At 64.2% G+C, this 18,003-nt stretch carries 16 protein-coding genes; 15 read left to right on the top strand and 1 reads right to left on the bottom strand.

The annotated features are described in order from the left end of the window. Nucleotides 1-15 precede the first annotated feature (15 nt). The 15 genes from arc (at nucleotide 16) to J7E83_RS04150 (ending at nucleotide 17,415) form a co-directional block, all read left to right on the top strand. The gene (gene arc, locus J7E83_RS04080) at nucleotides 16-1,767 is read left to right on the top strand and encodes a proteasome ATPase (RefSeq protein WP_214959337.1); all 1,752 of its coding nucleotides are present in this window, start codon (nucleotides 16-18) and stop codon (nucleotides 1,765-1,767) included. Between the two features lie 50 nt (nucleotides 1,768-1,817). Beyond that, nucleotides 1,818-3,437 (top strand): depupylase/deamidase Dop, encoded by a 1,620-nt coding sequence (gene dop, locus J7E83_RS04085; protein WP_214960923.1) that lies wholly within the window; start codon nucleotides 1,818-1,820, stop codon nucleotides 3,435-3,437. A gap of 86 nt (nucleotides 3,438-3,523) precedes the next feature. Continuing rightward, the gene (locus tag J7E83_RS04090) at nucleotides 3,524-3,727 is read left to right on the top strand and encodes a ubiquitin-like protein Pup (RefSeq protein ID WP_214959339.1); all 204 of its coding nucleotides are present in this window, start codon (nucleotides 3,524-3,526) and stop codon (nucleotides 3,725-3,727) included. Between the two features lie 80 nt (nucleotides 3,728-3,807). After that, the gene (gene prcB, locus J7E83_RS04095; protein WP_214959341.1) at nucleotides 3,808-4,629 is read left to right on the top strand and encodes a proteasome subunit beta; all 822 of its coding nucleotides are present in this window, start codon (nucleotides 3,808-3,810) and stop codon (nucleotides 4,627-4,629) included. 1 nt (nucleotide 4,630) lies between these two features. Next, nucleotides 4,631-5,347 (top strand): proteasome subunit alpha, encoded by a 717-nt coding sequence (gene prcA, locus J7E83_RS04100; protein ID WP_214959343.1) that lies wholly within the window; start codon nucleotides 4,631-4,633, stop codon nucleotides 5,345-5,347. 1 nt (nucleotide 5,348) lies between these two features. Further along, nucleotides 5,349-6,713, top strand: a complete 1,365-nt coding sequence (pafA, locus tag J7E83_RS04105; protein ID WP_214959345.1) for a Pup--protein ligase — start codon at nucleotides 5,349-5,351, stop codon at nucleotides 6,711-6,713. A gap of 110 nt (nucleotides 6,714-6,823) precedes the next feature. Then, nucleotides 6,824-7,756, top strand: a complete 933-nt coding sequence (locus J7E83_RS04110; RefSeq protein ID WP_214959347.1) for an FKBP-type peptidyl-prolyl cis-trans isomerase — start codon at nucleotides 6,824-6,826, stop codon at nucleotides 7,754-7,756. 60 nt (nucleotides 7,757-7,816) lie between these two features. After that, nucleotides 7,817-8,212, top strand: a complete 396-nt coding sequence (locus J7E83_RS04115) for an FKBP-type peptidyl-prolyl cis-trans isomerase (RefSeq protein WP_214959349.1) — start codon at nucleotides 7,817-7,819, stop codon at nucleotides 8,210-8,212. A gap of 105 nt (nucleotides 8,213-8,317) precedes the next feature. Continuing rightward, entirely contained in the window at nucleotides 8,318-10,303 is a 1,986-nt protein-coding gene (locus J7E83_RS04120) for a YafY family protein (protein WP_214959351.1), read from the top strand. A 10-nt stretch (nucleotides 10,304-10,313) separates the two neighbouring features. Further along, nucleotides 10,314-10,664, top strand: a complete 351-nt coding sequence (locus J7E83_RS04125; protein ID WP_214959353.1) for a hypothetical protein — start codon at nucleotides 10,314-10,316, stop codon at nucleotides 10,662-10,664. A gap of 32 nt (nucleotides 10,665-10,696) precedes the next feature. After that, on the top strand, nucleotides 10,697-10,969 hold the full coding sequence (tatA, locus tag J7E83_RS04130) for a Sec-independent protein translocase subunit TatA (protein WP_214959355.1): 273 nt from the start codon (nucleotides 10,697-10,699) through the stop codon (nucleotides 10,967-10,969). Nucleotides 10,970-11,017: 48 nt separating this feature from the next. Beyond that, nucleotides 11,018-11,812, top strand: a complete 795-nt coding sequence (tatC, locus tag J7E83_RS04135; protein WP_214960925.1) for a twin-arginine translocase subunit TatC — start codon at nucleotides 11,018-11,020, stop codon at nucleotides 11,810-11,812. A gap of 24 nt (nucleotides 11,813-11,836) precedes the next feature. Continuing rightward, nucleotides 11,837-14,797 (top strand): RNA helicase, encoded by a 2,961-nt coding sequence (locus J7E83_RS04140; protein WP_214959356.1) that lies wholly within the window; start codon nucleotides 11,837-11,839, stop codon nucleotides 14,795-14,797. A gap of 109 nt (nucleotides 14,798-14,906) precedes the next feature. Next, nucleotides 14,907-16,565 carry an amidohydrolase gene (locus J7E83_RS04145; RefSeq protein WP_214959357.1) on the top strand — a complete coding sequence of 553 codons (1,659 nt, stop codon included), beginning with the start codon at nucleotides 14,907-14,909 and terminating at the stop codon, nucleotides 16,563-16,565. 106 nt (nucleotides 16,566-16,671) lie between these two features. Further along, the gene (locus J7E83_RS04150; protein ID WP_214959358.1) at nucleotides 16,672-17,415 is read left to right on the top strand and encodes a polyprenol monophosphomannose synthase; all 744 of its coding nucleotides are present in this window, start codon (nucleotides 16,672-16,674) and stop codon (nucleotides 17,413-17,415) included. 131 nt (nucleotides 17,416-17,546) lie between these two features. Here the strand turns inward: J7E83_RS04150 and J7E83_RS04155 are convergent, their stop codons facing one another. Next, complete coding sequence (locus J7E83_RS04155) at nucleotides 17,547-17,894, bottom strand: RNA polymerase-binding protein RbpA (protein WP_003802221.1); 348 nt, start codon at nucleotides 17,892-17,894, stop codon at nucleotides 17,547-17,549. Nucleotides 17,895-18,003 lie beyond the last annotated feature (109 nt).

Here is an 18,003-nt window from a genome sequence, read left to right on the forward strand (position 1 = left end):
AGGGGCTGATGCATCATGGAGACGCCGAACCAGGACTCCGGACGCACACCGGCAGAGCAGTCTGCCGCCAACGATCTGTCCGTAGCGGACCGGCAGGTGAACATCCTGCGGGACAAACTCAGGCACATTGACCGCCAATTGGCAGCCGCGACCCAGAACAACGCCAAGCTGGTCAGCATGCTGGAAACCGCTAAAGCCGAGATCCTTCGGCTGAAAAACGCGCTTGACCAGGAGGGACAGCCGCCCTACAGCTTCGGCACGATCGTGCAGCTCAACCCCAAGCGCCAGCCGTCAGCCGGCAGCAGCGGGCAGGCGGCCACCGAGGAATCAGCGGACATCTTCAACGCCGGCCGGAAGATGCGCGTGGGGATCAGCCCCCTGGTCAACATCACCCAGCTGGCAGTCGGCCAGGAAGTGCTGCTGAACGAGGCCCTGCTGATCGTTGCCGGCCTCGGATACGAACGGGCCGGTGAGCTGGCTACGCTCAAGGAGCTACTCGGCCAGGACCGTGCGCTGGTGGTGGGCCGCGCGGACGAAGAGCGCGTCATCCGGCTTTCCGGCGCCCTCCTCACGGAAAAACTGAGGGTGGGCGACGCCCTTTCCATCGATTCGCGCACCGGCTATGCCCTGGAAAAGGTTCCCCGGTCCGAGGTGGAGAACCTGGTCCTGGAGGAAGTTCCCGACATCACGTACGAGGACATCGGAGGCCTGGGACCGCAGATCGAGCAGATCCGGGACGCCGTGGAACTGCCATTCCTGCACCCGGACCTCTACCGTGAGCACGGCCTGAAGGCGCCCAAGGGCATCCTGCTGTACGGCCCGCCGGGTTGCGGCAAGACCCTGATCGCCAAGGCCGTGGCCAACTCGCTTGCGGCCCGTGCTGCCGAGCGGTCAGGCAACACTGACCTGAAGAGCTACTTCCTCAACATCAAGGGCCCTGAGCTGCTGGACAAGTATGTCGGCGAAACCGAACGCCACATCCGGCTGATCTTCTCCCGCGCACGGGAGAAAGCTTCGGACGGCAGCCCGGTAGTGGTGTTCTTCGACGAAATGGACTCCCTTTTCCGCACCCGCGGAACGGGCATCTCCTCCGACGTCGAAACTACCATCGTGCCCCAGCTGCTGAGCGAGATCGACGGCGTGGAGCGGCTGGACAACGTCATAGTGATCGGTGCCTCCAACCGCGAGGACATGATCGATCCCGCGATCCTCCGCCCGGGCCGCCTGGACGTCAAAGTCAAGATCCATCGCCCCGATGCTGAGGCAGCGGCGGACATTTTCAATAAGTACATCACCACTGACCTGCCGTTCCACGAGTCCGACCTCGCGGAGCACGACGGCGACGTCCAGGCCACGGTGGACGCCATGATCCAGCGCACAGTGGAAGCCATGTACTCCACAGAGAAGTCCAACGAGTACCTGGAAGTCACGTACGCCAACGGCGACACCGAGATGCTCTACTTCAAGGATTTCAACTCCGGGGCCGTGGTGCAGAACGTGGTGGACAGGGCCAAGAAGTATGCCATCAAGGACCTCCTCACCCTCCACCAGAAGGGCCTCAGGATCGAGCACCTCCTCCGCGCCGTAGTCGATGAATTCCGCGAACACGAAGATATGCCCAACACCACCAACCCTGATGACTGGGCCCGCATCTCAGGCAAGAAGGGCGAGAGGATCACTTACATCCGCACCATCGTCCAGGGCAAGGCAGGCCAGGAACCCGGAAAGTCCATCGAAACGATGCCGAACACGGGACAGTACCTGTGACGCCAGCACAGCAGCCCGCCGTGGGGGGAGCGCTCCCCGCCGGCGGGGCAATGCGTGTTATGGGTGCGGAGACGGAATACGGGATCCATGCCCCGTCAGCCCCGAGCGCGAACGCCACCATGATGTCCGCCCGGGTCGTCCAGGCGTACGCCCAGGTGACTCGCCAGCGCGCAGCGGGCGGCGCCGAGACACGGTGGGACTACACCGACGAGGAACCACTGCACGATGCCCGCGGCTGGACCCTGGAACGGGGAGCGGCCCACCCCAGCCAGCTCACGGACCAGCCGCCCGTGCTCGACGCGGAAGCGGTGGCGCTGGCGTACGGCCGCGAGGAACTGGAGCTGGACGGCCAGGATGAGTCCGGCACGCTCCTGATGAACATGGTCCTCGGGAACGGCGCCCGCCTGTATGTGGACCACGCCCACCCGGAGTATTCGAGCCCTGAGGTGACCAACCCCAGCGACGCTGTGACGTGGGACGCCGCGGGCGACCTCGTGGCACTGGCCACCGTGCGGCGGCTGGCGGCGGACCCCGAACTGCCCGCCGTCAACCTCTACAAAAACAACACGGACAACAAATCCGTCTCCTACGGCTCCCACGAGAACTACCTCATGCCGCGTTCCGTCCCGTTCGGGGACATCGTGCGCGGGCTGACGCCATTTTTCGTCACCCGGCAGATCATGTGCGGCGCCGGCAGGGTGGGCATAGGCCAGGACAGCTCCACGCCCGGTTTCCAGATCAGCCAGCGCGCTGATTTCTTCGAGGCGGAAGTGGGCCTGGAAACCACCATCCGCCGGCCCATCATCAATACCAGGGATGAGCCGCACGCCACCGCCGACAAGTACCGCCGGCTGCACGTCATCATCGGGGACGCCAATCTGAGCCAGGCTTCGAACTTCCTGAAGTTCGGCACAACCGCCATGGTGCTGAGCCTCATCGAGGCGGGCCTCGCGCCGAAAGTGGAGGTGCACGAGCCGGTCTTGGCCCTGCAGACGGTCAGCCACGACACCTCGCTGACAGCCATGCTCAGGCTGCTGGACGGCCGGCGGGTCACGGCCCTGGACCTGCAGTGGATGTACCACGAGGCAGCATCCAAGCTCGCGCAGGACACCGGGGTCGGGGATGCCGTCGACGGGGACGGCCACACCCACCAGGTCCTGGAGCGCTGGGCCGCGACCCTCACCCAGCTGGACTCGGACAGGGCGGGCGCGGCCTCGTCAGTGGAGTGGCTGGCCAAGCTTTCCCTCCTGGAGGGGTACCGCGACCGGGACGGCCTGGCCTGGGATGATGCCAGGCTCGGCTTGGTGGACCTGCAATGGGCGGACATCAGGCCGGAGAAGGGCCTTTACTACCGCTTCCTCGCGAGGAACCGGATGCAACGGATCGTCGACGACGTCGACATCGCTGCGGCGGTGACCGAGCCGCCGTCGGATACGCGGGCTTTCTTCCGCGGCCGGTGCATCAGCAGCTTCGGTAAGGACGTCGTGGGGGCCAGCTGGGATTCGGTCATCTTCGATGTGCCGGGGTATGGCCGGCTCCAGCGGGTGCCTACCAGGGAGCCGCTGCGGGGCACCCAAGCCCTCACCGGTGGTCTGTTTGCGCGCCACCGGACGGCCGCTCCCTTCCTCGCGGAGCTCCTTGGCCACACGACTGCTCCGCCTGCGGCGTAAACCGCGCCAGCCGGCCCAGGTCGTGGCAATATGGGCGTATCGGAAGATCCGTCCGGATCCGATGACTCACAGAGGGAGAGATCACCATGGCAGGCCAGGAGCAGCAGCAGCCACAATCGCGCGACAGCCAGGTCGAAGAGGACGTGCCGGAGGCCCCTCCCGCGCCCCCTGAAGCCCAGGCTTCGGCGTCCACCCAGGGCGTGGATGACCTCCTCGATGAGATCGACGGCGTCCTGGAATCCAACGCCGAAGAGTTTGTCCGCGCATTCGTTCAGAAGGGCGGGCAGTAACCCGGTTCCGGATGCGGGCGGAAGCCGCGGACGGCCGAAATCTGTACAGACGTTGAAGTACCAGTTCAAGGAGTGCATCAGTGCAGGAATCAACCGCCAACCAGGTAGCCGCCAACGCGACATCGTCATTTTCGGAGCATCTGCAGCGTGACCGGCCGGACCTGCTTCCCTACGCCCGCCCGCTGCCGGCCGGATCCGGCCCGGCCACCCCGCTGCAGGTGCCCCATGCCACCACCATCGTTGCGATGAGCTATGGCGGCGGCGTGCTGATGGCCGGAGACCGGCGGGCCACCATGGGGAACATGATTGCCAGCAGGCACATTGAAAAGGTATTCCCGGCGGATCAGTACTCCGTCCTTGGCATCGCGGGCACTGCGGGAATCGCCATTGACCTAACCCGGCTGTTCCAGGTGGAGCTGGAGCACTACGAAAAGATCGAAGGCACCCTGCTCAGCCTGGACGGCAAGGCGAATAGGCTGGGCGCCATGATCCGGGGAAACCTGCCGATGGCGATGCAGGGCCTGGCAGTGATACCCCTCTTTGCCGGCTTTGACACCACTGCAGGTGTGGGCCGGCTTTTCTCTTACGACGTCACCGGTGGCAGGTATGAGGAGCGCGAGCACCATACCGTCGGCTCCGGCTCCGTCTTCGCCCGGGGCGCCCTGAAAAAGCTCTGGCGGCCAGGCCTCAGCGAGGCTGAAGCTGTTTCCGTCGCCGTGGAATCGTTGTACGACGCGGCCGATGACGATTCCGCCACCGGCGGTCCCGACCCCGTCCGCCAGCTATGGCCGGTCGTCTACACCGTAAACAGGGCCGGCGCCCGGCGCGTCCCTGAGACCGAGCTCGCAGCCGTCGCCGGGAACATCATCGAAGCGCGGTCCTCCGCCCGGCGGGAGGCCTGACATGACCCAGCAATTTTATGTATCGCCTGAGCAGCTGATGAAGGACCGTGCGGACTTCGCACGGAAAGGCATCGCTCGGGGCAGGTCGGTGGTGGTGATCAGCTGCGAGGACGGCATCGCCCTGGTGGCCGAGAACCCTTCGCCGTCGCTGCACAAGATCGGCGAGATCTACGACAAGATCGCGTTCGCGGCGGTCGGCAAGTACAACGAATTCGAAAGTCTCCGCCAGGCCGGCGTGAGGTATGCGGACGTCCGCGGATACTCCTATGACAGGGAGGACGTCACGGCCCGCGGCCTGGCCAGTGTTTACGCCCAAAGTCTTGGAGCTGTTTTCACTGCCGAGCAAAAGCCGTTCGAGGTGGAGCTCGCGGTGGCGGAGGTCGGCCCCAACCAGGAATTGGACCATCTCTATCGGCTGACTTTCGACGGTTCCATCGCGGATGAGAACGGCTTCATCGTGATGGGTGGCCAGGCGGAGAAGGTGTCATCCGCCATCGCCGAAGGCTGGCGTGCTTCGCTGCGGTTCCGCGACGCGATCCGCCTGGCGATGCGTGGCCTCATCACTGATACGGAGGCCGCGAAAGCCAAGGCGTTGCCTGTCCAAGCCGTGGAAGTTGCTGTCCTTGACCGGACGTCAGAGAGCTTCCGCGGCTCCCGGCGGGCCTTCCGGCGACTGAACGAGGCGGATATCACGGCGCTGCTTTCTGAGGAGGACTGAGATGGACAAGAGGATCTTCGGTATCGAGACCGAATTCGGCATTTCCTATTCGAGCCCGGATTCGCGTCCGCTGGCACCCGAGGAGGTGGCCCGCTACTTGTTCCGCAAGGTAGTCAGCTGGGGACGGTCATCCAACGTGTTCCTGACCAACGGCTCGCGCCTGTACCTCGATGTCGGGTCGCACCCTGAGTATGCTACGGCCGAATGCGATGACCTCGCCCAGCTCATCGCCCACGACCGTGCCGGCGAGCTCATCCTTGACGACCTCGTCGAGGAGGCGCAGACGCGGCTCGCGGCTGAGGGTTTCAACGGCACCGTGTACCTGTTCAAGAACAACACTGATTCCGCCGGAAACTCCTACGGCAGCCACGAGAACTACCTGATCCCTCGGCGGGGCGAATTCTCCAGGCTCGCTGAAATCCTGATTCCCTTCCTGGTCACGCGTCAGCTGGTTGCCGGGGCTGGAAAGATCCTCAAGACGCCGCACGGGGCAACTTACGCTTTTTCGCAACGCGCCGACCACATCTGGGAAGGCGTCTCTTCGGCCACCACGCGGTCGCGCCCCATCATTAACACCAGGGACGAGCCACACGCAGATGCGGAGTTCTTCCGCCGGCTCCACGTCATCGTGGGCGACTCCAACATGTCGGAAACCACGGCACTGCTGAAGGTAGGAACCGTGGACCTCATCCTGCGCATGATCGAGGCCGGAGTGATCATGCGCGATATGCGGATGGAGAACCCCATCCGCAGCATCCGGGAGATCTCCCACGACCTGAGTGGGCGGGCACTGGTGCGGCTCGCAAACGGCCGGCAGCTGACTGCACTGGAGATCCAGCAGGAGTACCTGACCAAGGTCACGGCCTTCGTCCAGGAGCACGGGGCACACAACCCTCATGTGCCGCTCATCCTCGACCTCTGGGGCAGGACCCTGAAGGCCATCGAAAGCGGCGACACCAGCTCGATCGACACGGAAATTGACTGGGCCATCAAAAAGAAGCTCATGGACAACTACCGCGAACGCCACGGCCTGGGCCTGGATGCCCCACGGATCGCCCAGCTGGACCTCACGTACCATGACATTTCGCGCAGCCGTGGACTCTACTACCTTCTGCAGTCCCGGGGTGCCGCCCGCCGCATCGTGGATGACACAGTCGTCAAGGACGCGGTAGACGCGCCGCCGCAGACCACCAGGGCCAAATTGCGTGGTGACTTCGTCCGCCGCGCGCAGGAATTGGGCAGGGACTACACCGTCGACTGGGTGCACCTGAAGCTCAATGACCGGGCGCACCAGACCATCCTGTGCAAGGATCCCTTCCGGAGCGTGGACGACCGCGTGGACGCACTTCTGGACTCTATGGGCTGACACCCAGCTTCAGGGGCTATTCTGGATAGGGCCGTTCCTTGGCCCCGCTGCGGTGCCGAGCCATTGATTCCGGCACCGCGTCCACCCTGCCCCGACGAAAGTTCTCTTACGTGCGCCGAATCCTAGCAATCCTTATCCCCGGTCTGCTGCTGCTTACCGCCTGTGGCGGTTCGCCCGCAGCAGCACCGGAGCCCACCAGCCAGTCCGCTGGCGATACTGCCAAGTTCGACTCCCTGAAACTGACGGACAACGGGGACAAGAAGGCTCCAGCCGTCGATTTCGCCAAGCCGCTGGACGTCTCGGAGCCCACTGTCAAGGTGGTCACCGAGGGAAGCGGCGATCCGGTCAAGGCGAACCAGGTCGCGAGTCTTTCGATCCTCGCAGTCAGCGGGACCGACGGTTCCACCCTTGAGGACACCTACGCCAAGGATCCTGAGCCGCTCGAGCTTGACGACAAACTCAAGACCGGCAACGCCATGATCTATAACGCGTTCGTGGGTGCGAAAGTCGGTTCAAGCCTGGCTCTGGCCATCCCGGGCCAGGCGGCCGCCCAAGGTACACCGGCCCAGCCGACGCAGCTTCTCGTGATCAAGGTGCTCTCCGCCTCTGATGTCACCCCTGCCCTCCAAAAGCCCGAAGGCGACGCTGTCACGCCGCCGGCAGGCCTGCCCACTGTCAAGGAGAACGACAAGGGGATTCCAGAGATCAACGTCGATGGTGTTGCCGCTCCCACGGCACTCGTGTCCCAGGACCTGATCAAGGGCAAGGGCGCAGAGGTCAAGGCAACCGACACGCTCACCGTCAATTACGTGGGCGTCAACCTTGTAGGCGGTGCCAAGTTCGATTCGAGCTTCGACCGCGGAGAAACTGCCAGTTTCGCACTGACAGGGGTCATCCCGGGCTGGACCCAGGGGCTGACAGGCAAGACGGTCGGCTCCCGTGTCCTCCTGGTGGTCCCCAAGGACCTCGCTTACGGTGATGCAGGCCAGGGCGAGGCCAAGGGCGACCTTGTCTTCGTGGTGGACGTCCTCGCCGCGCACTAGCCGCCAGTAACAACGCATCCGACTCAAGACATCACCCGCACAACAACCTAAGGAGCAACCATGTCATTTGGTCAGCGCAATTTCGACCGCCAGAAGCCGGAAATTGACTTCCCCGAAGGCGATGTCCCCACCGAACTGGTCATCACAGACCTCATCGAGGGTGACGGCGCCGAGGCCAAGGCCGGCGACACGGTGTCCACCCATTACGTCGGCGTGGCATGGTCCACCGGCGAGGAGTTCGACGCTTCCTGGGGCCGCGGCGCCCCGCTGGACTTCCGCGTCGGCGTCGGCCAGGTCATCCAGGGCTGGGACCAGGGCCTGCTGGGAATGAAGGTGGGCGGACGCCGCCGCCTCGAGATTCCCTCCGAGCTTGCCTACGGCTCCCGCGGTGCCGGCGGGGCCATCGCTCCCAACGAAGCGCTGATCTTTGTGGTCGACCTCGTGGGCGTCCGCTGACCTGTAGCTTCACAGCAGCAGAGAGCGCGGTAACAATCAGGATCTGTTTTCCTGTTGTTGCCGCGCTTTCTGCTTTCCGGAACGGATTTTAGTAACGTTGCCAGAGTGTCCGCATCCCGTACTGAACGCCTGCTCAATCTGCTGATCGCACTCCTGAACACCAAATACGGTCTGCGCCGCAGTGAGCTGCGGGAAAAGGTCTACCACGACACTTCCGGCAACGACGTGTCCTTCGGCCGGATGTTTGAGCGGGACAAGAACGAGCTGCGGCAGTTCGGCTTCGATGTGGAGACCGTTACAGACCTTGGCTGGAGCGAGGATGACCCCGCCACCACGCGCTACCGGATCGGCAAGGAGTCGAACCGGCTGCCGGATGTCCAGCTCAGCCCAGGGGAGTGGACAGTACTTCTCCTGGCATCACAGCTGTGGGAGCGCGCCGCTTTGGGAACCGCCGCCGAGAATGCGCTGCGGAAACTTCAGGCTTCCAACGGTTTGGCCGACGTCGAACTGCCCGTCGGCGTCCAGCCCCGGATCAAACCCGCAGGGCAGGCGTTCGATGACCTCGTCGCCGCCATGCATGCCCAGCACCCCGTCAGCTTCACTTACCTGGCCGGCACCACGGGCAGCGAAGAAAAGCGTACGGTGGAGCCCTGGGGCCTGGGGAGCCGCTTCGGCCAGTGGTACCTGGCGGGCTACGACCGCTCACGCCAGGCGCTGCGCCACTTCCGACTCTCCCGGCTGACGAGCGCCGTCTCCGTGCTGGACACGGAGAAATACTCGCCCCCGAAGGACTTCAATATCCGCGAAGATCTGGACAGTCTCCCGGAACTGCCGCTCCGCACCGCCGTCGTGGATGTCCGGACGGGGCGACTGCTGGGACTGCGCCAGCGCGGCCTCCCGGCGGACGGCAAGCTCAAGGGGCAGCCCGACGCCGGATATGAGCGGCTGCAGCTTCACTTCAGGGACGCGGAGGTGCTTGCCGAGGAACTTGCCTCCTACGGCCCGGACGCAATGGCGGTGGCGCCAGACGAACTCGTGGCAGCTGTGCGGCGAAGACTGCATGCCGCTGCCGATTTCTGCGCGGCTCCCGTGCCAGCATTCGAATTTGCCGATGCCCCGCGCGCCAGGGCGGCCCGAAAACGGACCTCAGAAGACCAGCTCAAACGCATGCTCCAGCTTGTGCCGTTCCTGGTCCATAACCAGGGGCTGCACATCCAGGAGGTGGCTGGGCGTTTCGGGATCACCCGCAAGGAGCTCGAGGAAGACCTGCAGATCCTCATCTGTTCGGGCCTGCCGGGGGGATACCCGGATGACCTGCTGGACATCCAGTGGGAAGACGACCACGTCTACATCACCCAGGACCTGGATCTCAAAAGGCCGGTCCGCTTCACTGTGGAAGAGGCCTGCGCGCTCCTGACGGGCCTGGAGACACTGAACGGTCTGCCCGAAATTGCCGAGGGCGGTGCCCTGGAATCCGTCACCTTGAAGCTCATGGCAGCCGCCGGGGAAGAAGGGCTCCGGGCCGCAACACTCGCTGCACCCGAGGTTGGCCCTGCGGAGTCCGCCATCGTCGAGGTTGTCCGCAACGCCATCGGCGCGCGGGCCCAGCTTCATCTGGTGTACCTGTCCCCGCAGCGGGACAAGGTTTCAGAGCGCGAAGTGGATCCGCTGCGCCTGTACTCGCTCGACAGCACCTGGTACTTCGAGGCCTACTGCCACTCCGCCCAGGGGCTCAGGAACTTCCGGCTGGACCGGGTCCAGGAACTGCATCCCAACGGGAAGCAGGCATCCACTCAGCTTGCTCCCGGCGAAGGATTTCCGGCCAAGCTATTCACCCCGAACGACGACGACACCACAGTCACGGTCCAGCTCACCAGGAAGGGCGCGGGCTTGGCGGACGACTATTACGCCGAACGCACCGCTGAACTGCCCGACGGCGGGCTGGCGGCCGAGATCCGGTTCGGTAACACGGCCTGGCTGCCCATGTTTGTTGCCCAGCACGGGGGTGCCGTCCGCATCTTGGAGCCCGCAGAACTGGCGGAATCGGCGCAGCAGTGGATCGAAGCGTCATTGGCCCGGTACGGCGGTTAGACTTCTCAGCATGCCTTGGTGGACCTGGATTGTGATCTGGATAGCGCTTGTAGCACTGTCCCTGCTGTTTTATGTCCTCTTGGGCATCCGGCTTTTCCGGCAGTTCATGGCAACGGTCAAGGACCTGGGCGCCGCGGGAGAGAAACTGGGCCACCTGGCTCCGGCTTTGCCTGAGGCAGATGCTGCTCTTGGAGCTGGTGCGGAGCAGCCCGGTTCCGCCATTTTTGCCTCGCCCGCCCGGATGCGTCATGATTACCACACATCCAAGTCATCCCGCCGGGAAGACCGACGCCAACGGCGGGTCCAGCGCAGGACCGACAGGGGCCAACCGCAGTCGCTTGGCGATCTGGACTTCACTTAGAAGTAGGATGTATTCAGAGGAAAGGAACTCCCGTGGGAAGACTCTTTGATGGCCCGTGGCCAATCGTAATCATCATCGTCGTGGCTCTGTTGCTCTTTGCTGCGCCGAAGCTGCCTGCCATGGCGCGCAGCCTTGGCCAGTCCATGCGGATCATTAAGTCCGAGGTCAAGGAAATGAAGAACGACGGCAAGACCGAATCCACCGATGCAACCGGGCCGGTGGAAGGCAGGGTCGTCAACCACCCCCAGGCCAAGCCCGGTGAGTCGACAGACGGTACTGACGTTCCGCCGTCGAACCGCGTCTAACAAACGGTGGCACTGACGAGGGGCCGTAAATCCAACCCCGAGGGCCGGATGGCTCTTTGGGACCATCTCAAGGAGCTTAAGAACCGGCTGATCAAATCGGCAATCGCGGTACTTGTTGCTGGCGTGGCCGGCTGGTTCCTTTACGACCCGGTAGTCACCAACCTTTCAGCGCCCCTGATTTCGATTGCCCATGAGACCGGGCGCACCGCCGTCCTGAACTTTGCGACCATTGCGGATCCGTTTGCGTTCAAAATCCAGATCGCCATCCAAATAGGGCTGGTCATTTCCAGCCCTGTCTGGATTTACCAGGTCTGGGCCTTTATTACCCCGGGACTGACGAAGAAAGAACGCGGCTACACGCTCGGCTTTATGGCGGCCGCGGTGCCCCTGTTCCTGGCCGGTGTGTATGTGGCTTGGTTGGTGTTCCCCACAGTGGTCCGGGCGCTGCTCCAATTCACGCCGTCGACCGGGGCCAACAACATCTCGGCAACGGACTATCTGACGTTCGCCACCCAAATGTTGCTCATCCTCGGGATCTCGTTCCTGGTCCCCGTGATACTGGTCGGCGTCAACATGGCTGGCGTGGTGAGGGGCCGGACTATCCTCAAAGCCTGGCGGATTATCGTTTTCCTGGTCTTTGTCCTGGCGGCGCTGGCCGCACCGGGAACGGACGCGTTGTCCATGTTCCTGCTTGCTGCGCCGCTGTTGATTCTGTTCTTCGCGGCCATCGCGCTCTGTATCTTCAATGACAATCGGCGTGATCGGCGGGTGGCCAAACAAGCCGCCGAGACGGAGGCCACCGCGGACGTCGCGACGCCGGGCAGCGAACTGAAGAACCTCTAGCCCACGGCGCACTAGGCTTGGTCTATGTCCTCTATTTCCGGGCCGCTCTCTTCGGGGCCATTCTCTGCCGGCCCCACCAATCCAGAACCGTTGTCGCCTGCTGAAAGTTACCGGGCCAGCGCGGAGCGCACAGCCGAGGCAGGCACGTACCTGGGCGGCTTTGCCCGCACCCTGGACTTTGAGCTCGACGACTTCCAGCGCCAGGCCTGCCTTTCCCTCCAGGCGGGCAGGGGAGTCCTTGTTGCTGCCCCCACCGGCGCCGGCAAGACAATCGTTGGCGAGTTCGCCATCTATCTCGCGTTGGAGCGGAACCTCAAAGCGTTCTACACCACGCCCATCAAGGCGTTGAGCAACCAGAAGTTTACCGAGCTCTCCGATAAGTACGGGTCGGCAAATGTAGGACTACTCACCGGTGACACGAGCATCAACGGCGACGCCCCGGTAGTGGTGATGACCACGGAAGTGCTCCGGAATATGCTGTATGCAGATTCCGATACGTTGGATGACCTTGGCTTCGTGGTGATGGATGAGGTCCACTACCTCGCGGACCGCTTCCGGGGCGCGGTCTGGGAGGAAGTCATCATCCACCTTCCCAGTGAGGTCCAGGTGGCCTCCCTGAGTGCCACCGTGTCCAACGCCGAGGAGTTCGGGGCCTGGCTGGACACGGTACGCGGCGACACGGACATTATCGTGTCCGAGCACCGGCCCGTGCCGTTGTGGCAGCACGTCATGGTGGGCCGGGAGATCGTTGACTTGTTCGCGGGCGAAACCACCTTCGACGAAATCGCGCCGCCGGCAGAGGCAGGCGATGTCTTGCCTGCCGCCATGCCGGTCCGCGAGGACTCGGCAAGGGACAGCTCCGCTCGACGCGCGTTTGAGGTGAACCCGGACCTGCTGGTGATGGCGCGGAGCGAAAGCCAGCAGAGCTTCCGCGGACGCTTCGGTCACGGGGGACGCAGCCAGCGCCGCCAGCACCGCCAGCGTGGCGATGACAGGCCGGCGCAGGGGGCCCAGCCTGTCGGCGTGCGGAGGGCCAGCCGTCCCCAGGTGATCGCAAGCCTGGACCGGCAGGATCTGCTGCCGGCGATTACCTTCATCTTCTCCCGGGCGGGTTGCGATGCCGCGGTGGCGCAGTGCGTATCATCCGGCTTGTGGCTGACCACGGAGAAGGAACAGCGCATTATCGCGCTGCGTGTTGACGAGGCCGGGCAGGACATTCCCTCGGATGACCTGGACGTCCTGGGGTTCTGGACCTGGCGGGATGGCCTGCTGCGGGGCTTCGCGGCCCACCATGCGGGCATGCTTCCAACATTCAAGGAAGTGGTAGAGAAACTCTTTGTCGAAGGTTTGGTCAAGGCCGTTTTCGCCACCGAAACCCTGGCCCTTGGGGTCAACATGCCGGCCCGTTCCGTCGTCCTGGAAAAGCTGGATAAATTCAACGGTGAAGCCCATGTAGACATCACGGCAGGGGAGTACACACAACTGACCGGCCGGGCCGGCCGCCGGGGGATCGACGTCGAAGGCCATGCCGTGGTGCTCTGGCAGCCGGGCACTGATCCGGCAGCGGTAGCGGGCCTGGCTTCGAGGCGGACCTATCCGTTGAATTCCAGCTTCCAGCCCACCTACAACATGAGCATCAACCTGCTGGCGCAATTCGGCCGGGCACGCGCCCGGGAGATCCTCGAATCCTCCTTTGCCCAGTTCCAGGCGGACCGTTCCGTGGTCGGCCTCGCCAAGCAGGTCCGCAGCCGGGAGGAATCGCTGGTGGGTTATGCGAAGTCCATGACATGCCACCTTGGCGACTTCACCGAGTATGCCCGGTTGCGCAGAGAACTGTCCGACGCCGAGAACGTCACGTCGCGCACGAAGTCCCGGGCACGGAAGTCCCTCAGCGACGACTCCCTCGCGCGGCTGCTTCCAGGCGACGTAGTGGATGTACCCGGCGGCCGGGCCCCGGGCCCTGCCATTGTGCTGAGCTCAGACCACAGCAGCCGTGAGCCGCGGCCGGCAGTCCTGACGCTGGACAACCAACTCCGCAGGATCGGCACGGACGACCTTGAAGGGCCCATAGCGCCCCTCACTCGTATCCGGATCCCCAAATCCTTCAACGCGAAGGTCCCCAAATCGCGCCGCGACCTTGCGTCTTCTGCCAGAAACGCCCTCCGGGAGAACCGTCCGCCTGCGCCCACCAGCAGCCGCAACAACGACTTTGGTTTGGCAGCTGCCCTGCCCAACCAGGAAAAGCGGATCGCCGAACTGCGCCGCGCGCTCCGGGCGCACCCCTGTCACGGCTGCAGTGAGCGTGAGGATCATGCCCGGTGGTCCGAGCGCTGGTGGAAGCTGCGAAGGGAAACCGACGCTTTGGTACGCCAGATTCAAGGGCGGACCAACACCATCGCCAAGACCTTCGACCGCGTCTGCGATGTCCTCTCCACTTACGGCTATCTGGAGCCCGCGGCGGACGGGCGGCTGGCCATCAGCCCCGACGGCCAGAGGCTGCGGCGCATTTACGGCGAGAAGGACCTGCTAATTTCGCAGTCGCTCCGGCTTGGCGCCTTCGATGACCTGGACGCCGTCGAAGTGGCCTCACTGGCAAGTATCCTGGTGTACCAGGCCAAACGTGAGGACCGTGGGCTTCGGCCCAGGATGCCCAGCATTTCCCTTGAATCGTCAGTGGACGTGGTGATCCGGGAGTGGTCCGCGCTGGAGGATGTGGAGGAGCAGAACAAGCTTCCGCTGACCGGCGAACCCGAGCTCGGACTGGTCTGGCCCATGTACAAATGGGCCCGCGGCAGGCACTTACAGGAAGTGCTGAGCGGGACTGACCTTGCCGCCGGTGACTTCGTCCGGTGGGTAAAACAGGTCATTGACCTCCTCGACCAGCTGGCCAAGATTCCGGGGCTGGAGCCTCGCCTCGCCAGGCTATGCTCCGAAGCCATCTCACTGGTCCGGCGGGGCGTGGTGGCATACTCGTCAGTCCTTTGATTCGCCCTTCCTGTTCCCCGTCCTGTACGCCCTGTCCTGTTCGCCCGTCCCTCGGGGCAGGTAGCCGCAGGCTGCCGAGCCCCACCTTCGCTGAGGAGTTTTGCCCGCCATGACCCATGCACGTTCGTCCAATCCGTCCCCGGACAAGCGGAATGTGGTGCTCTACCGCAACGGTTCTGTGTACACCGCCGCGGACCCGTTCGCCACCGCCATGCTCGTCGACGGCGACACTGTTGCGTGGGTGGGCTCGGAGCAGGCGGCATCGTCCATCGCTGACGATTCCATGGAGATCATCGATCTTCGAGGCGCTCTGGTGGCGCCGGGATTCGTCGACTCCCACCTGCACCTCACCGAAACCGGCATTGCGCTGGGCTCCCTGCAGCTGGGAGAGGTGCGCTCCGCCGGGCAACTGTTGGATGCAGTGGCGTCGTCAACGTCCGAAGGACCTGTGTTGGGGCACGGCTGGGATGAGTCCACCTGGGAAAATCCTGCCCTGCCAAGCGCCGAGGAGCTCGAGCGTGCGGCGGGTGGCAGGCATGTTTACTTGTCCAGGGTGGACGTTCATTCGGCCCTGGTGTCCTCCTCGCTTGCAGCCACTGCGGGCCTTGCCGGCCTGGATGGCTTCGCCGCCGGGAGCCAGGTCAAGCGAGCCGCCCACACTGCTGCACGCCAGTCCACACGGCGCCTTCCCGACGACGCCCTGCGGATGTACCAAAAGAACGCTCTGGGGAACGCCGCGGAGAACGGTTACGTTGCCGTGGTGGAGATGGCCGGTCCTCACATCGGAGGGCTTGCCGATCTCCGCCTGGCCGATTCCTGGAACAGCAGGCAGGACCAAGGAGCCGTCCCGGAGGTCCTTGCATACTGGGGATCTTTGGCCAACACCGAGCAGCACGCCCGGACCGTGCTGGACGAACTTGGCGTCACCGTTCAGGGCCTTGGGGGCGACTTGAACATCGACGGCTCCATTGGCTCCCGGACGGCGGCACTCCGGTCCGACTACAGTGATGCACCGGGGGAACGGGGCAGCCTGTACCTTTCGGTGGACGAGGCTGCGGCCCATCTGGCGGCCTGCTCGGTGCTGGGCATCCAGGGCGGCTTCCATGTAATCGGCGACGCCGGCCTCGATGCGGCACTGGAAGCGCTCGACCGCGCCGCCGCTGACGTGGGTGAACAGCGGATCCGTGCTGCCGGCCACCGGTTTGAACACGTCGAAATCGCCGATACCAGTGCCGTCGAACGCCTCGCACAGTACTCGGTTACAGTCAGTGCGCAGCCCGGATTCGACGCAGCCTGGGGTGCTCCCAGCGGGCTCTATGAGCAGCGCCTTGGCAGCCGCAGCGGTGCAATGAATCCTTTCGCATCCTTCTACTCCGCAGGAGTTCCCATCTGTTTCGGCAGCGACAGCCCGGTGACTCCACTGCGGCCCTGGTCGAGTGTCCGGGCCTGCCTCGAACACAACAACCATGAGCAACGGATCTCGGCGAGGGCCGCATTCCTCGGACACACTCGCGCAGGCTGGCGCGCCGCGAAGTACCATAACCCGATGGCTGGACAGCTCGTCCCCGGTGCTCCTGCCACTTTCGCGGTGTGGGACGTGGAGGAACTGATGGTTCAGGTGGCGGATGGCCGCGTGCAGTCCTGGAGCACGGATCCGCGGGCCCGCACACCGTTGCTGCCAGCCCTGGATACCGGCAAAGACCCGGTCTGCCTGCAGACGGTGCGGGACGGCGTGGAGCTTTTTGCCAGTCCAGCACTACGCGCCTGACGATGCTCCGCAGGGCGTCACCCTATAATGGGTAGTTGCGCCTGCCAGCCAGCCAACCCGCTGTCCATCAGTCGCCCCGACCGCTCCCACCCAGGAAAGGCTCCCAGTGCGCGTCCTTACCATCATTCCTACTTACAACGAGCTGGAATCGCTGCCCAAGACCCTCCAACGCCTGCGGGCAGCGGTGCCGGCTTCGGATGTGCTGGTGGTGGACGACAACAGCCCGGACGGAACCGGACAGCTGGCTGACCGCTTCGCTGCCGAAGACGCCCAGGTCCACGTACTGCATCGCCAAGGCAAGGAGGGCCTGGGCGCCGCCTACATCGCCGGTTTCCGCTGGGGACTCGACGAGGGGTATGACGTCCTGGTGGAAATGGACGCTGACGGGTCGCACCAGCCCGAGCAGCTTCCCCAGTTGCTGGACGCCGTGGAGCAGGGTGCCGACCTGGCCATGGGCTCCCGGTGGGTGGCCGGAGGCAGCGTGGTGAACTGGCCCCTGTACCGCCAGGCGATCTCCCGGATCGGCAGTACCTACTCGCGTATCATGCTGGGCCTCAAGATCAAGGACGTGACCGGCGGATACAGGGCTTTCCGCAGGACGACACTTGAGAAGCTGAACCTCGACCAGGTGGACTCGGTGGGCTACGGCTTTCAGGTTGACTTGGCCTGGCGCGTCGCAAAAATGGGGCTCAGGATCGAGGAGCGTCCCATCACCTTCGTGGAGCGCGAGCTCGGCGCATCCAAAATGAGCGGCAACATTGTTGTCGAGGCCATGATCAATGTCACCAGGTGGGGTCTGGCAGCCCGCTGGAACAAGCTGACGGGCAAGAAGCCTTCCACCGAGGCGTAATTAGCGGTAGAACGAGCTTTTGCCGTCCCGCACCAGCCGGACGGCAAAGGGCCGCCCCGCACCATGTCTATGGTGCGGGGCGGCCCTTTGCGGTTGGTGAAGCGTCAGCTAACGGGACTGCGCCATTGGGACTAGGCGCTGCGCCGTTCGCCACGGCGTTCACGCAGGATGGTCAGACGGTCCTCGAGGATCTGCTCCAGCTCCGGGAGGGAGCGCCGTTCCAGCAGCATATCCCAGTGGGTGCGGACAGCCTTTTCGTTGCTGGTATCCGGGCGTTCGCCGTCGACCAGGAGCGCTTCCTTGCCGGTCTTGGAGACCCACACCGGCGGAATCTCCGCTTCCGAGGAGAAGGTAACAAAGACCTGCTCGCCGTCCTCGCACCTGTATTCGACACGCTGACGCGGAGCTGGCTCAACGCCGGACTCGGTCTCCATGCTCTGCGCGCCAAGGCGCATACCCCGCAGGCTGCGATCGCTCATGTTTTCTCCCTCTGGTCGGTTCGCGGAGCTAGGCTCCACGCTAGCCGGCGGCGACCAAACGCCGCCGGACTACTGTGTGCACTGTGCTGCATCATAAGATTCAACGCAT

It is taken from the genome of Arthrobacter sp. ISL-48, from assembly GCF_018613805.1.
In the GTDB taxonomy this organism is placed as follows: domain Bacteria; phylum Actinomycetota; class Actinomycetes; order Actinomycetales; family Micrococcaceae; genus Arthrobacter.

Bases quoted from the DNA above. Each gene is read 5' to 3' on its own strand.
- arc (WP_214959337.1), top strand. From the start codon at position 16: ATGGAGACGCCGAACCAGGACTCCGGACGCACACCGGCAGAGCAGTCT.
- dop (WP_214960923.1), top strand. From the start codon at position 1,818: ATGCGTGTTATGGGTGCGGAGACGGAATACGGGATCCATGCCCCGTCA.
- J7E83_RS04090 (WP_214959339.1), top strand. From the start codon at position 3,524: ATGGCAGGCCAGGAGCAGCAGCAGCCACAATCGCGCGACAGCCAGGTC.
- prcA (WP_214959343.1), top strand. From the start codon at position 4,631: ATGACCCAGCAATTTTATGTATCGCCTGAGCAGCTGATGAAGGACCGT.
- pafA (WP_214959345.1), top strand. From the start codon at position 5,349: ATGGACAAGAGGATCTTCGGTATCGAGACCGAATTCGGCATTTCCTAT.
- J7E83_RS04115 (WP_214959349.1), top strand. From the start codon at position 7,817: ATGTCATTTGGTCAGCGCAATTTCGACCGCCAGAAGCCGGAAATTGAC.
- J7E83_RS04125 (WP_214959353.1), top strand. From the start codon at position 10,314: ATGCCTTGGTGGACCTGGATTGTGATCTGGATAGCGCTTGTAGCACTG.
- tatC (WP_214960925.1), top strand. From the start codon at position 11,018: ATGGCTCTTTGGGACCATCTCAAGGAGCTTAAGAACCGGCTGATCAAA.
- J7E83_RS04140 (WP_214959356.1), top strand. From the start codon at position 11,837: ATGTCCTCTATTTCCGGGCCGCTCTCTTCGGGGCCATTCTCTGCCGGC.
- J7E83_RS04145 (WP_214959357.1), top strand. From the start codon at position 14,907: ATGACCCATGCACGTTCGTCCAATCCGTCCCCGGACAAGCGGAATGTG.
- J7E83_RS04155 (WP_003802221.1), bottom strand. From the start codon at position 17,894: ATGAGCGATCGCAGCCTGCGGGGTATGCGCCTTGGCGCGCAGAGCATG.